This window comes from Streptomyces sp. NPDC056600, from assembly GCF_042792855.1.
GTDB lineage: Bacteria > Actinomycetota > Actinomycetes > Streptomycetales > Streptomycetaceae > Streptomyces.
On sequence record NZ_JBHTVQ010000021.1, the window covers coordinates 51,298 to 64,932 of the forward strand.

12 protein-coding genes and 1 pseudogene are annotated in these 13,635 nt (G+C 74.9%); 5 read left to right on the forward strand and 8 right to left on the reverse strand.

Going from position 1 to position 13,635, the window contains the following annotated elements:
- Nucleotides 1–234: 234 nt before the first annotated feature.
- On the reverse strand, nucleotides 235–687 hold the full coding sequence (locus tag ACFRAV_RS13470; protein ID WP_382554718.1) for a VOC family protein: 453 nt from the start codon (nucleotides 685–687) through the stop codon (nucleotides 235–237).
- Between the two features lie 107 nt (nucleotides 688–794).
- Here ACFRAV_RS13470 and ACFRAV_RS13475 point away from each other — a divergent pair, with 107 nt between their 5' ends.
- Nucleotides 795–1,685 (forward strand): alpha/beta fold hydrolase, encoded by an 891-nt coding sequence (locus tag ACFRAV_RS13475; RefSeq protein ID WP_382554720.1) that lies wholly within the window; start codon nucleotides 795–797, stop codon nucleotides 1,683–1,685.
- Nucleotides 1,686–1,733: 48 nt separating this feature from the next.
- Here ACFRAV_RS13475 and ACFRAV_RS13480 read toward each other — a convergent pair whose 3' ends face one another.
- Nucleotides 1,734–2,321: a helix-turn-helix domain-containing protein gene (locus tag ACFRAV_RS13480; RefSeq protein ID WP_382554723.1), complete on the reverse strand. Its 588-nt coding sequence runs from the start codon at nucleotides 2,319–2,321 to the stop codon at nucleotides 1,734–1,736.
- Between the two features lie 47 nt (nucleotides 2,322–2,368).
- On the opposite strand from ACFRAV_RS13480, the gene ACFRAV_RS13485 reads away from it, so the two are divergent.
- The 4 genes from ACFRAV_RS13485 to ACFRAV_RS13500 all read left to right on the forward strand — a co-directional run bounded on the left by ACFRAV_RS13485 (nucleotide 2,369) and on the right by ACFRAV_RS13500 (nucleotide 7,964).
- Nucleotides 2,369–3,274, forward strand: a complete 906-nt coding sequence (locus tag ACFRAV_RS13485; protein ID WP_382554725.1) for a class I SAM-dependent methyltransferase — start codon at nucleotides 2,369–2,371, stop codon at nucleotides 3,272–3,274.
- Nucleotides 3,275–3,317: 43 nt separating this feature from the next.
- On the forward strand, nucleotides 3,318–4,268 hold the full coding sequence (bla, locus tag ACFRAV_RS13490; RefSeq protein ID WP_382554727.1) for a class A beta-lactamase: 951 nt from the start codon (nucleotides 3,318–3,320) through the stop codon (nucleotides 4,266–4,268).
- Between the two features lie 122 nt (nucleotides 4,269–4,390).
- A complete protein-coding gene (locus ACFRAV_RS13495) occupies nucleotides 4,391–7,102 on the forward strand; it encodes a SpoIIE family protein phosphatase (protein ID WP_382554728.1) in 2,712 nt (903 codons plus the stop codon).
- A gap of 28 nt (nucleotides 7,103–7,130) precedes the next feature.
- Nucleotides 7,131–7,964, forward strand: a complete 834-nt coding sequence (locus ACFRAV_RS13500) for an SDR family NAD(P)-dependent oxidoreductase (protein ID WP_382554731.1) — start codon at nucleotides 7,131–7,133, stop codon at nucleotides 7,962–7,964.
- A gap of 74 nt (nucleotides 7,965–8,038) precedes the next feature.
- Here the strand turns inward: ACFRAV_RS13500 and ACFRAV_RS13505 are convergent, their stop codons facing one another.
- From ACFRAV_RS13505 to ACFRAV_RS13530, 6 genes and pseudogenes are all read right to left on the reverse strand, one after another.
- Nucleotides 8,039–9,346, reverse strand: coding sequence for a phytase (locus ACFRAV_RS13505; protein WP_382554733.1), 1,308 nt, complete (start codon nucleotides 9,344–9,346; stop codon nucleotides 8,039–8,041).
- Between the two features lie 301 nt (nucleotides 9,347–9,647).
- Entirely contained in the window at nucleotides 9,648–10,001 is a 354-nt protein-coding gene (locus ACFRAV_RS13510) for a GNAT family N-acetyltransferase (protein WP_382554816.1), read from the reverse strand.
- Nucleotides 10,002–10,976: pseudogene (locus ACFRAV_RS13515) on the reverse strand (pirin family protein); the annotation flags it as partial.
- Nucleotides 10,977–11,101: 125 nt separating this feature from the next.
- Nucleotides 11,102–11,683 carry a TetR/AcrR family transcriptional regulator gene (locus tag ACFRAV_RS13520; RefSeq protein WP_382554735.1) on the reverse strand — a complete coding sequence of 194 codons (582 nt, stop codon included), beginning with the start codon at nucleotides 11,681–11,683 and terminating at the stop codon, nucleotides 11,102–11,104.
- A 55-nt stretch (nucleotides 11,684–11,738) separates the two neighbouring features.
- A complete protein-coding gene (locus ACFRAV_RS13525) occupies nucleotides 11,739–12,452 on the reverse strand; it encodes an ABC transporter ATP-binding protein (RefSeq protein ID WP_382554738.1) in 714 nt (237 codons plus the stop codon).
- A complete protein-coding gene (locus ACFRAV_RS13530) occupies nucleotides 12,449–13,576 on the reverse strand; it encodes an ABC transporter permease (RefSeq protein ID WP_382554819.1) in 1,128 nt (375 codons plus the stop codon). The genes ACFRAV_RS13525 and ACFRAV_RS13530 overlap by 4 nt, the downstream gene beginning before the upstream one ends.
- Nucleotides 13,577–13,635: the final 59 nt, after the last annotated feature.

Below are 13,635 nucleotides of genomic sequence, written 5' to 3' on the forward strand. Positions count from 1 at the left end.
CCTCCTCGCGTCCCGCCGGGCTTCTCGGACCGGCGGGACGACCGGCGTCCCCCGCCCTCGATCCGGTGCCGGCGGTCTCCGACGGACGGCTCATGCGCTTCCCCCTGGCTCGGTGTCCCGCGGCCGGTGCCGACCGCCGGCGTCCATCGTCCAAGATCGCCCGCGGCGGGCCAAGCGGTTTCCGGCCCTTGAGCGGCGGCGCGTCCGGACCGTGGCGGCCTTTCCCGGGCCGGACTACCGCGAGCCCGCGTCCGGATCCACCGCCGTGAGCGACACCGTGCCGTCCTCCGCCACCGACCAGCCCGGGTTGTGGCAGATCTCCCAGCGGTGACCGTCCGGGTCGGCGAAGTAGCCGTGGTAGCCGCCGAAGGCGGCCCGCTGCGCCGGCTTGAGCACCTCCGCGCCCGCCGCCCCGGCCCGCGCCATCGCCTCGTCCACCTCGGCCGGCGACTCCACGTTCCGCGCCAGCGTGAACGGCGTCCCGGCCGTCGCCGGACTGCCCACGTCGGCCGCCAGGTCGGCCAGCGGGAACAGGGCCAGGGCGAGGCCCGCGCCCATCTGGTAGAAGACCACCTCGTCGAGGTCGAGCAGCGGGGACCAGCCCAGTCCCTCGCTGTAGAAGCGGCGGCTCACGGCCAGATCGGCCACGCCCAGCGTCACCAGGCTCAACTGCTGCTGTGTCGTCATGACTTCACGCTAGCCGTCCGCACCCACCCGGCGGCCCGGTGGCCGCGCGGCACGCCGGGGTACACGGGTGCGGCCGGAGGCGGCCCGCCGGCGGAAGGATGGCGACGATGTTCCCCGACTTCAGCGAGACCCGGATCGACACCGGCGAGGCCTCGATCTTCGTGCGCCACGGGGGACAGGGCCCGCCCGTCCTCCTCCTGCACGGGCATCCGCGGACCTCCGCGACCTGGCACCGGGTGGCGCCGCTTCTCGCCGACCGCGGCTTCACCGTCGTCTGCCCCGACCTGCGGGGCTACGGACGCTCCCGCGGGCCCGCCCCCACAGCCGACCACAGCGCCCATTCCAAGCGCGCCATGGCGACCGACCTCGTCGCCGTGATGCGGGAGTTGGGACACGAGCGGTTCCAGGTCGCCGGGCACGACCGGGGCTCGTACGTCGCCCTGCGGCTGGCCCTCGACCACCCGGCGGCGGTGACCCGCGTCGGTCTGCTGGACTGCGTGCCGATCTCCGAGCATCTCGACCGCGCCGGGGCGGAGTTCGCCACCCGGTGGTGGCACTGGTTCTTCTTCGCCCAGCCGGAGATCCCCGAACGGGTGATCACCGCCGATCCCGACAGCTGGTACCGCGGCGACCCCGAGGCGATGGGCGAGGAGAACCACGCCGAACGGCTGGCCGCCGTGCGCCGGCCGGAGGTGGTGCGCGCCATGCTCGAGGACTACCGCGCGGGCCTCACCGTGGACCGCGCCCACGAGGAGGCCGACCGCGCGGCGGGGCGGCGGGTGCGGTGCCCGGCGCTGGTCCTGTGGTCGCTCCGCGACGACCTCGAGGAGCTGTACGGCGACCCGCTGGAGATCTGGCGCGACTGGGCCGACGACGTCCGCGGCCACGGGATCGACTCCGGCCACCACATGGCCGAGGAGGCGCCCCGCGAACTCGCCGACGCCCTGTCCGGTTTCTTCGCGCAGCGGGGCGACGGAGCGGCGGGCGCGGGCGCCTGAGCCGTCAGGACGCGGCGCCCTCGGCGGGCGCGGGCGTCGCCCGAGCCGCTAGGACACGGCGCCCTCGCCGCCGTGCAGATGCACCCGCTCGGCGTTGTGGTCGAGGACGGTCAGGATCTCCACCGGGGCCTCGTGCGCCCGGAAGGCGTGCGGGGTCATGGTGGAGAACTCCGCGGCGTCCCCCGCCTGCACCAGGATCGTCCGGTCGCCCAGGTGCAGGCGGGCCGTGCCGGAGAGCACCGTGAACCACTCGTGGCCCGGGTGGACCTTCAGGCTGTCCGGCAGGAGGGGGAGCTCGGGGGCGATCCGCATCTTCGCCACCGTCACCCCGTGCACCGAAGCCTCCCGCGACAGCAGCCAGACGGTCATCCCCGGCGTGTGCGTGGGCTGCGGCCGGATCACCACGTCCTCGTCGGACGGCGACTCGACCAGCTGGTCGAGCGTGGTGTCCAGGGCACGGGCGATCGGGACCAGCTGGTCGAGGGAGATCCGGCGGTGACCGGTCTCGATCCGGCTCAGGCTCGAAGGGCTGAGGTGGGCGCGGGCGGCAAGGGCGTCGAGGGACCAGCCGCGCGCGTGCCGCAGACTGCGGATCCGCTGCCTGATCAGACTGTCCAGGTCGACTTCTTGCGTCATGAGCAAGAGTGTATGCCTCTCGCGCAGGATGCGCCTACGGTGGTCGTATGACGCACCACCACGCACCCGACCCGGGCCACGGCCACCACCATGCTCACCCCGGGCACGCCCCGCGGCACGGCGAGCACGGGCACGACGGACACCACGACCACGGGGACGACGCCGCCCACGCCGAACTGCTGGAGCTGGAGGCCCGCACCTTCACACCCGCGCTGGAGGAGGCGCTGGAGCGGGCCGTCACCGCCCACGGCCCCGCAGACCCCCGTCACGTCGTCGACCTGGGCAGCGGCCCGGGCGTGGGCACCCTGGCGCTGGCCCGCCGGTTCCCCGCGGCGCGGGTCACCGCCGTCGACCTGTCCCCGCGGATGCTGGAGCGCGTCCTCGCCGGGGCCCGCGAGGCGGGGCTCGCCGAGCGGGTGCGGGCGGTGCGCGCCGACCTCGACGCCGCGCTGCCCGACCTCGGTCCGCTCGACGTCGTGTGGGCCTCCTCGTCCCTGCACCACGTCGCCGGTCCCGACGCCCTGCTCGCGCGCCTGGGCGAGGCGGTCGTCCCGGGTGGTCTGCTGATCGTCGTCGAGTCCGACGGGATGCCGCGGTTCCTGCCCTTCGACGCGGGCGTGGGCCGTCCCGGCCTGGAGGACCGCTGCCGGGAGGTCGCTGCGAAGGCGGGCTGGAACGCCTACCCCGACTGGAGCGGCGCCATGGAGCGGGCCGGGTTCGGACCCGTCGAGCGGTGGACCGTCACCGCGGAGGGCGCGCCCGGCGCGGAGGCCGCCGGCTACGCCCGACTGGTGCTCGAGCGGGTCCGCGGCGCGCTGGAGGACCAACTCGCCCCCGACGACCTTGAGGCCCTGGAGCGACTGCTGTCCCCCGGTGATCCGGCCTTTCTGGGAGGCCGCCAGGACGTCGTCCCCCGTTCGGTCCGCACCGTCTGGGCCGCCCGCCGGAACTGACGGCGTGGAACCGTTTCCGCTGCGGCCCGCGTGGAGAGAGGTGATGAACGATCACGATCCCCGAGGAACGGAGAGAACGATCCCCGCATCACAGCACTCCCTTTTCCGGCACTCCACCACCCGGCGCACCCTGCTGGCGGCGGGCGCGGCCACCGCCGTGGCCCTGGCCGCCGCCCGCCCGGCGGCGGCCGCCCAGGCGCCCGGCGACGCCGTGGCCCGACTCGACGAACTCGAACAGCGGCACGGCGCCCGCGTCGGGGTCTACGCGCGGAACATGAGGACCGGCGTCGCGGTGCGGCACCGGTCCGACGAGCGGTTCCCCATGCTGTCGGTCTTCAAGGCGCTGGCCGCCGCCGCGGTGCTGCGCGACCGGGACACCGACGGCGCCTTCCTGGACCGCCGGATCCACTACACCGAGGCCCAGCTCGTCGAGAACTCGGACGTCTGCAGGGCCAACCTCGCCACCGGGATGACCATCCGCGAGCTGTGCGCCGCGGCCGTCCAGTGGAGCGACAACACCGCCGGCAACCTGCTGCTCCGGCAGATCGGCGGCCCGCACGGCATCACCCGCTTCGCCCGCTCCCTGGGCGACCCGGTGACCCGCCTGGACCGCTGGGAGCCCGAGCTCAACTCCGGCGAGCCGTGGCGGCGGACCGACACCACCACCCCCGGCGCGATCGCGGCGACCTACGCCCGCCTCGTCCTGGGCGACGCCCTCGGGCGCGGCGACCAGGAACAGCTCACCACCTGGCTGCTGGGCAACAGGACGGGGGACAAGCGCCTGCGGAAGGGCCTGCCGCCGGAGTGGACCGTCGCCGACAAGACGGGCGCCTCCGCCACCTACGCCTCGCTCAACGACGTCGCGGTGGTGTGGACCGAGGACGGCACGCCCCTGGTGATGGCCGTCCTGACCACCAAGCCGGAACGGGACGCCACCCGCCAGGACCTCCTGCTCGAGGAGACGGCCCGCGTCCTCGCCGACGCCCTGCGCTGACCGCCGGCGCCCCCGGTCCCGGCGGCCCGCCGACCGGGAGCGCCCCGGGCCCCGGCGGTCGTCCCCCCGTACGGCGGCGGCGGCCCCGGGCCCCGGGCCGGGCGGCGGTGCAGACTGGCCCCATGGACAGCTCGCCGTCGCCCGGAGCGCCGCGCTCCCGGCGGTTCGACGGGCGGCGGGCGGACAGCGTGGCCGCCGCCCGCGGCTTCGTGCGGTCCGTCCTCGAGGCGGCGGGCGCCCCGCCGGGGCCCCTGGACACCGCGTGCCTGCTGGTCAGCGAACTGGCGACCAACAGCTTTCTGCACGCCCGCACCGAGGTGGAGGTGACGGTCCGGGCCGACGAGGAGCGGATCCGCGTGGAGGTCGCCGACCGCAGACCCGACCTCATGCCGGTGCCCCGCACGTGTCCCCCCAACGCGGGCACCGGGCGGGGGCTGGGCGTGGTCACCGAACTCGCCGACCGGTTCGGAGCCGACCGGGGCGGCGAGGAGAAACGGGTGTGGTGCGAACTGCTGCTGCGGGAGGGGAGGCCCGGCGCGCCCTCCCGGTGGCCCCCGGCCCGCCCGCTCGCCGGCCCCGACACCGTCCCCGTGGTGCTCATCGACCTGCCCGGCGCGCTGCACGTCACCTCCGAGCACCACCGGCACGCCGTCCTGCGCGAACTGGCCCTCGCCGGAACCATCGGCGACCGGCTGGGCGTCGACCCGGAGGAACTGCTCGCCGCACGCGACACCTGCAACGTGCTGAGCGCGGCGGCCCAGGCCGCCCTCGGCGGCCGGCGAGGCGTCACCGGGATCCGCACCGTCACCCTCTCCCTGCCCGTGGGCAGCGGCCCCGCCGTCCGGCTGCTGCGCCGTGTCCTGGAGAGCGCCGAGGAGGCCAGCCGCGACGAACTCCTGCTGACCCGGCCCGGCCTGCCGCAGAGCCAGGCCCTGCAGGACTGGTTCTTCGGGCAGATCGTCGCTCAGCTGGACGGAGCACTGCCGACCGCCTGGACGGTGGTGCCCCGCGACCCCTCGGCCAGCCCGCTGGACCTGGTGCCCTGGGACGAGGAGGAGGTGCACACCAGCCGCCTGCCCACCGTGGTCGTCGACGACGACAACCTGATCGTCGCCGTCAACGCGCCCGCCGCCGACCTCCTCGGCTGGGACCGCGACGCCCTCGTCGGCCGGTACCTGACCACCCTGATCCCCGACCACCTGCAACAACGCCACCTGGCCGCCTTCCACTCGCTGCTGCTGACCGGACGACCCCGCATCCTCGGGCGGCCGGTGCCGCTGCCGGCACTGCACCGGGACGGTCACCTCGTGCCGGTGCGGCTGCTGATCCAGGCGCAGGAGATGGCGGACGGCCACACCGTGTTCATCGGCCAGATGGTGCCCCGCTCCACCGCCTTCGGGCCGGACCCCCGCCCCTCCCACCGCAGGCCGGCCGTCCGGCCGGCGGGCGTGCCCGAGCCGCCGGCCCCGTCGGCCCCGCCCCGGCGGGACGCCCCGGACGGTGCGCCGGACCTCACCGAGTTCGGCCGCCGCCCGGCCGCGGCGGCGGCCGCGATGGCCGCCATGGACCGGCTCAGTCTGCTCGCCGACGTCGGCCGCGCACTCGCGGACGCGTCGGAACTCGGGCAGGGACTGCACGCCGTCTCCGCCCACCTGGTCAGGCGTCTGGCCGACTGGTGCGTCATCGACCTCCTCGACGGCGAGACCGTGGAGCGCGTCGGCGTCATGCACCGCGACGGCACCAGGGCCGCGGAAGGCGGCATCGAAGGCCGCCTCCCGCCCATCTCGGAAAGCGCGCGCGGCCCCCTCGCCCGCACCCTGCGGGGCGCCGGGCCCCTGCTGCTCGGCGGGCGGATCCCGCCGCGCCCCGGGGAGTGCGGTCTGGACGCCGGCTACCGGTCGCTCTTCGAACAGTTCGCCTGCGCCAGCGCCGTCGTCGCCCCGCTGCGTGCCCGCCGGCAGATCTTCGGGGCCCTCACCCTGGCCCGCGAGGACCCCTCGGACCCGTTCGTCGAGAGCGATCTCGCCTTCGTCGACGACCTGGCACGCGCCGTGGCCCTCGCCGTCGAGAACCAGCGTCTGTACGACGGGACCCGCTACGTCGCCGAACCGCTCCAGCGCGACCTGCTGCCCGCCCTGCCGCGGATGCCCGGGCTGGAACTCGACGCGAGCTACGCGACGTCGTCCGTCACCACCAGGATCGGCGGCGACTGGTACGACTGCTTCCGGCTCCCCGACGGCGACCTCGCACTGATCATCGGTGACATCGCCGGTCACGACCTGGAAGCGGCGATCACCATGAGCCAGCTGCGCAGCATGCTGCGGGGCATCGCCCTCGACCGGCAGGAGCCCGCCGAGGAGGTGCTGCGCCGGCTCGACATGGCCGACCGCAGCCTGCGGTCCGCCACGACCGCCACCTGCGTGTACGGCAGGATGCGGGAACTGCGGCCCGGGGACTGGGAGTTCCACTTCTCCTCCGCGGGCCACCTGCCGCCGCTCCTGGTGCATCCGGAACGGGGCGCGCGCCTGCTCGAAGGCGGCACCGGGCTGATGCTCGGCACCGGACACGACCTGCCCCGTGAAGGGGCCTCGGTGCGGGTGCCCCAGGGGGCGACGCTCCTGCTCTTCACCGACGGCCTGGTCGAGCGACGGGGCGAGGACCTGGACGACTCCCTGCGGCGGCTCCACGACCAGGCCCTCGCCCTCGCCCACGAGCCGCTGGGCGCCCTCTGCGACGAACTGCTGATCCGTCTGGGCGCCGACGCCACCGACGACATCGCCCTGCTGGCCGTACGGCCCGGGCAGACGGACGACACGGGCGGCGAGGGCGATTGACCGCGCCCAGGCCGGTTACTCCGCCATCATGAACACGCCCAGCACCACACCCGCGCCGGGCGACCCCGGCAGCCGCCGGCCCGTCGCCCTGGTCACCGGGGCCTCACGCGGCATCGGTCTCGAACTCGCCCGTCAGTTCGCCGAGCACGGCTACGACCTGCTGATCAACGCCGAGGACGACGCCATCGAGGACGCCGCGGCCCGGCTGCGGGAGACCGGCGCCGACGTGCGCACCGTCCGCGCCGACCTCCGTGACCCGCGGGGAGTCGCCCTGGTGGTGTCCGCCGCGGCGCCCTTCGCCGTGGACGTCGCCGCGCTGAACGCCGGCGTCGGCCGCGGCGGCGCCTTCGTGGACACCGACCCCGGCGACGACCGCGAGGTCATCGACCTGAACGTCACCTCCACCGTCCTGCTCGCCAAACCGCTGCTCCGGCGGATGCTGGAGCGCGGGGAGGGCCGCCTGCTGTTCACCTCGTCGATCGCCTCCCTGTCGCCCGGTTCCTTCCAGTCCGTCTACAACGCGTCGAAGTCCTTCGTGCAGTCCTTCGCCCAGGCGTTGCAGGAGGAGCTGAAGGACACCGGCGTGACCGTCACCTCCTTCATGCCGGGCCCCACCGACACCGACTTCTTCCGGCGCGCCGGGATGGAGGACACCAAGGTCGGCACCATGGAGAAGGACGACCCCGCCGAGGTGGCCCGCCAGGCCTTCGAGGCGGTCACCAAGGGCCGGAGGAAGCTGGTCACCGGCTCCGCCCAGACCAAGGCGCAGGGGACCGTGCAGAAGGTCGTGCCGGACAAGGTGAAGGGCCTCTTCCACCGGAAGATGGCGGAGCCGGGGACGGGCGAGGACGACTCGCGGTAGTCCCGCCGGTCGGCCCCGGCCCCGGCCCCCGGCCCCGGTCACGCGCGGTCGTGCCCGGTCGCGCCCGGCCGTGCTCAGCCGCGACGCCCGTCCAGCACCGCCTCGACGTCGGCGAGGTCGACGAACTTGAAGCCGGTGGCCTCCCGGTCCGCGTCCTCCGGGGACGCGTGGCCGTCCTGCACCACCAGCAGACCGTGCGGGAAGCGGCGGCCCAGCGGGGCGCCGAGGACGGCCGCGCCGTCGCACTCCTCGGAGCCGTCCGGCCCGCCCGACGCCACCACGCGGAATCCGCCCGCGTACCGGCCCCGCTCGTACACGGCGAAGGTGTCGTCGCCCTGGCTGGAGGCAAGGAGCCGGGTGCCGCCGCCCGCGCCGCCGGGCAGCAGTGTCAGGCCCTCGACGTCTGCGGTGAGGCGGGTGCCGCCCACGCCGGGGTCCGCGCCGGCCGCGACGCACTCGTCGCTCTCCTCGTCGTACACCGCGGGCACGCCGAACTCCCGCACGGTGTCCATCAGTTCCGGCCGGCCGCGCAGCCCCGACGGGATCCGCCAGATGCCGACGTCCTCCTGCCCCGCGTACACGGTGCCGGTCGCGGGATCCACCACCATGCCCTCGACCTGGGGCAGTTCGCCGGGATCGCCGCACGGCGACCAGGACCCCCCGCCGGGCAGGCCGAACGACGAGGGAAGCGCGACGGTGCGCACCTTCCGGTAGGTGACGGAGCCGGCCGACGTGAGGCGAAGCTCCAGCAGCGCCACCTCGGTGGTCCCGGCCCGGCTCACCACGGCGTAGGACCGGCCGGTGCGCCGGTCGGTGAAGGCGGCCAGACCGTAGGCGGTGCGCTCCTCGTTCACCTCCTCCTGCGAAGCGGTGAAGATCCGCGGGGCCGCCGCGTCGGTGACGTCCGTGAGCGGGGCGGCGGTGCGGCCGCCGTCGATCCGGTAGAACCGCAGCCGGTCGGTGCCGCGGTCGCTGGCCACGGCGACGTCCGCCCGGCCGGAGGGCAGCCGCAGACCTCGCACCAGGTCGACGTTGTTGAACCGGCCCGGCGCGTCCTCGGGTCCGGGGGCCGGGGGAGCCGGAACGGCCTGCACCTGCCGGGCGTCGAGGTCGTAGACGCGCAGACCGCCCTCCTTCACCGCGGCGACGACCAGACTGCGGTCCGGGTCGGCCGGGTTCCGCCAGATCGCCGGGTCGTCGGCGTCCGCGTTGCCGCCCTCGTCGTCGTCGAAGACCGCGGCGGTCTCCGCGCGGGGCGTCACGCCGGGGAGCTCCCCGGCCGGGCGGCCCGAGGCGTCGGCCGCCGGGGCCAGGGCCAGGGTGCTCGCGATCACCGCCACGGCGGCGGTCAGGACGCGTGTGCTGCTGGTACCGGTCTTCACAACTCGCTCCCGGGGACTGCGCTGATCGTCTGGGTCGGACAGCCGGAGCGTGCCTGTCCACCGTGCGCGGGAGAAGACCGCGGTCCGTCCGCGGGGCGACGGACGGGTGAACGCCAGGATCGGGGGAGCCGGCGGACCGGACGGAGGAACGCGGCCCACGCGGCGGGGGCGGACCGCGGAGGGCCGCTGGACGAGGCGGGGTGCGGCCTGCCGCTGGTCGCGGCGCTCGCCCGCTCGTGGGGCGTCGCGCCGCGCCGGGGGCCGGACAGGACCGTGTGGGCGGAGGTCGACCCGCCCGGGGTCAGGCCTCGAGCTCGGCCTTCAGCCAGGCCTTGACCTCCGGGGTCACCTCGTCCGTGATGTCGCGGTAACCGTCGTGCTTGGTCAGGTACTTGGCCACGTACGGGCAGATCGGGACCAGGTGCATGCCGCTCGCGCGCACGTGCTCCAGCGCCTCGCGAACCAGGACCGAGGCCAGGCCACGGCCCGCGTAGGCGTCCTCGACCACCGTGTGGAAGAAGACCCGCCGGCTTCCGTGATCGCGGAACTCGGTGAAACCGGCGACCGCGCCCTCCACCAGGATCTCGTAACGGTGGGCCTCGAGGGCGAGGCGGACCTGGGTGGTCTCGTCGGGGGCGGGCGGGTTCTCGGGCACGGGGTTCCTTCGCGGCTGGAGACGGATGTTGGGCAGGGCGGGCGCGGGCAGCCGGTCGCCCGGATAGCCCTCCACGACGCCGAACCGGTCGGAGTGCGCCTCCCACGCGGCCCGGGCCTCGGCGATCTCCTCGTGCGAACGCCCCACGAAATTCCACCACATGACGATCTCCTCGCCGAACGGCGGGCCGCCCAGCAGGATCACCCGGGCGGGCTCGTCGGCGCTCGGGTTGGCGATGTCGACGGTGGCCCGACCCGGCGGCAGGTAACCCAGCTCCGCGGGCGCCAGACGGTTCCCGCCGGGGAAGGTCAGCGCGCCGGTGTCCAGCAGCAGGCCGTGCTCGTAGCTCTCGTCCACCGGCAGGCTGACGGTGGCCCGGGGGGAGAGGACCAGCTCGGCGCCCAGCAGCGGGGTGAAGGTGGGGACCGGCGAGACCGAGCCGAGCAGCGAGCCCAGGAAGACCCGTACCTCGCCCGCGGAGCCGGGCAGGGCCACCGGCTCCGGCACGTGGTGCCGGAAGTCGCGCGGCGCGTCCCGGTGCTCGGCCGGCAGCGCCACCCAGAGCTGCACGCCGTGCAGGACCGTGGTCGACGGGGTCGACACCTCGGTGTGGGCGATGCCGTGGCCGCCCGTCATCAGGTTGATCTCGCCGGGGCGGACCATGGCGTGACTGCCCAGGCTGTCCCGGTGCTCGATCTCCCCGGTGAACAGCCAGCTCACCGTCTGGAGCCCGATGTGCGGGTGCGGGGCGACGTCCATGCCGCCGCTCTCGGCGACGTCGTCCGGGCCGTAGTGGTCCGCGAAGCACCAGGCGCCGATCAACGAGCGGGCACGCTGCGGCAGCGTGCGCCGCACCGTCATCGCCCGCGGCCCGCCCAGCGGCACCGAGCGCGGGGTCAGGATCTCCACCCGGGCCGAGGAGGCCGGGGAGGACGTGCACAGCACCTCCGGTGGGTGCACCTCGGTGTTGCTCATCTGCCCCGCCTCGCTTCCGCCCGGTGATCGTCCCGTCCGGCCCCATCGTATGCCCGGCACCGCCCTCGTCGGCGAGGCGCATCCCTCTGACCAGCACCGTCACGGCCGAAGGCGGCCCTCGCCGGTCAGCCGGACGTGGACAGGCACCGGTGCACCAGCTCCAGGGACCGCCTCGTCACCGTCTCCAGGGGCGCGCCCCGCTCGACGGCGGACAGCGCGGAGTGCAGCATCCCGGCGATCAGGTCCGCGGTCAGCTCGGGCTCGGGGACGCCGATCTCCTCGACCGAGGCCCGGAACGGCGCCACCTGCCGCAGGTGGAGCTCCATCAGACGCGCCCGGCAGGCGGGCGGGAGGTCGGCGCCCATCAGCGCCGCGGCCGGCCGGTGGGCGCCCTCCGCGCCCAGCCGCAGACTCTCCCGGAAGTAGGCCTCCGCACGCTCCACCGGACCCGCCGCGTCCGCCATCGCCCTGGCCAGGGCCTCGTCCGACCGGCGGAAGGCCTCCTCGACCACGGTGGCCAGCAGGGCGGCCGAGGAGTCGAAGTACTGGTACACGCTGGAGCGGGCCAGCCCGGCACGGGCGCCGACCGCCGCGGGGGTCACGGCGGCGGCGCCCTCCTGCACCAGCATCTCGACGGCTGCCCGCACCAACGCCTCGCGCTGGCGGGCGCGGTGCTCGGCGACGGTGGCGGCGTTGATCTTCGGCATACGGGCGGACTCCGGGGTGGCGGACGGTCCGGGTGCCGAGAGCCGGCCCTCCCGGTCAGGACAGGCGGCCGTCGACCATCTCGTGCACCCGGTCGGCGGCGTCCATTATCGCCGTGTCGTGGGTGACCATGACGGTCGCCGTCCCGTGCGCCCGGGTCTGCTCGGCGATCAGCCGCACGGCCTCCGCCGACCGTGCCCGGTCGAGCGCCGAGGTGGGCTCGTCGACCAGGAGCACCGCGGGGGAGGTCATCAGAGCCCGGGCCAGACCGGCCCGCTGGCGTTCGCCGCCGGACAGCTGGTGCGGCCGGGCGCCGGCACGGTGCGCGAGGCCGACCGCCTCGATCAGCTCGTCCGCCCGTGCGCGGGCCGCCGCGCCGAGGCGGCCGTCGATGTGCAGCGGCAGTAGCAACTGCTCCCGCACGGTGAGAGAGTTGAGCAGGTTGGACTGCTGGAAGACGAACCCGATGTGCCGGCGGCGGGCCTTGGTGCGCCGCTTGTCCGTCAGGGACGTCAGCTCTGCGCCGGCCACGGTGACGGTGCCGGACGTGGGGCGCTGCAGCCCGCCGGCGACGGCGAGGAGGCTGGACTTGCCCGAACCGGAGGGCCCCACGACGGCGACGAACTCCCCGGGGGCGACCCGCAGGGTGACCTGGTCGAGGGCGGTGACGGCCGTGTCGCCGTCGCCGTGGACCAGGGTGACGTCGCACAGGCTCAGACCGGGGGCGGCGGTGTCGGCGGTGGAAGCGGTGTCGGCGGCGGGGACGGTCATCGGGTGGCTCCCAGGGCGGTCAGGGGGTCGACGGCGGTGATGCGGCGGACGGCGACGGCGGCGCCCGCGGCGCCGAGGCCGATCAGCAGGGCGGCGGAGGTGGCGACGGCGGAGGCGGACAGCGAGAAGGGGGCCTTGCCGATCATCGCGCTGCCCAGGGCCAGTCCCACGGCCGTGCCCGCCGCGGTGGCGGCCACCAGGACGACGACGACCTGGGCGAGGGCGTCGCGCAGGATGTAGCGCGTGGGCGCGCCGAGCGCCTTCAGCAGGGCGATCTCCGCCTTGCGCTGCACCGTCCACACGGTGAAGAACGCCCCGATCACCAGGGCCGAGATGGCGTACAGGAAGCCCTTGATCAGGGCCATGGTGCTCGACTCGGCCGCGTATCCGGGAGAGGCGTCGAAGGCCTTCTCCTTGGTGTCGGCGCGGGTGCCGGTGGCGTGCTCCACCTCGCTCACGTCGGCGCCCGGGGCCAGCGTCAGCGCCACGGCGGTGGCCTGGCGGGCGGCCGCCTCGGGAAGCTCCCCGGGCAGGCCGTAGTGCAGGTGCCGCCAGGTGTCCAGATCGGCGTAGACGACGCCGATGTGGCCGTAGGACACCGGCTCGTCGACCAGCCCGACGACCTTCAGGCGGACCTCGCTGCGGTCCGCGGTGAGCACGTCACCGATCCGCACGCCCAGATCGGCGATCTCCTGGGTGATGACGATGCCGCCACCGCCGTCCGCGAAGGATGTGCCCTCGGTGGGCTCCGGCACCATGGCGGACCCCGGCGTCATGCCGAACACCGCGAGGTTGACCTGTTCGCCCTTCTCCGCACCCGCGGTGACCTGGGCGTTGACGAGGGTGTTGCCGAACGGCTCGGCCCGGTCCACCCCGGGAGCGGCCGACCAGGACTCCCAGTCCTCGGCCTCCACGGTCGAACGGGAGAACTGCTCACTGGTGGCCTTCTCGTCGAAGGCCAGGTGGGACACGGGCAGGGCGCGCAGGCCGGAGATGCCGGCGTCGGCCAGCCCGGAGGCCAGTCCGGACAGCAGGACGCCGAGCACGGCGATGAGGGCGACCACGGCCCCCATCAGGGCGAAACGACCGCGGGCGAAGCGCAGATCGCGTAGGGCGAGGAACACGGGGATCTCCACGGAGCAGGAGGCGACGGGCAGCGTCGATCCACGGCAGGCGCACAGCA

What these genes read in the sequence shown, in the direction of transcription:
- ACFRAV_RS13470 (WP_382554718.1), bottom strand. Translation starts at nt 687, where the DNA reads ATGACGACACAGCAGCAGTTGAGCCTGGTGACGCTGGGCGTGGCCGAT.
- ACFRAV_RS13475 (WP_382554720.1), top strand. Translation starts at nt 795, where the DNA reads ATGTTCCCCGACTTCAGCGAGACCCGGATCGACACCGGCGAGGCCTCG.
- ACFRAV_RS13480 (WP_382554723.1), bottom strand. Translation starts at nt 2,321, where the DNA reads ATGACGCAAGAAGTCGACCTGGACAGTCTGATCAGGCAGCGGATCCGC.
- ACFRAV_RS13485 (WP_382554725.1), top strand. Translation starts at nt 2,369, where the DNA reads ATGACGCACCACCACGCACCCGACCCGGGCCACGGCCACCACCATGCT.
- bla (WP_382554727.1), top strand. Translation starts at nt 3,318, where the DNA reads ATGAACGATCACGATCCCCGAGGAACGGAGAGAACGATCCCCGCATCA.
- ACFRAV_RS13495 (WP_382554728.1), top strand. Translation starts at nt 4,391, where the DNA reads ATGGACAGCTCGCCGTCGCCCGGAGCGCCGCGCTCCCGGCGGTTCGAC.
- ACFRAV_RS13500 (WP_382554731.1), top strand. Translation starts at nt 7,131, where the DNA reads ATGAACACGCCCAGCACCACACCCGCGCCGGGCGACCCCGGCAGCCGC.
- ACFRAV_RS13520 (WP_382554735.1), bottom strand. Translation starts at nt 11,683, where the DNA reads ATGCCGAAGATCAACGCCGCCACCGTCGCCGAGCACCGCGCCCGCCAG.
- ACFRAV_RS13525 (WP_382554738.1), bottom strand. Translation starts at nt 12,452, where the DNA reads ATGACCGTCCCCGCCGCCGACACCGCTTCCACCGCCGACACCGCCGCC.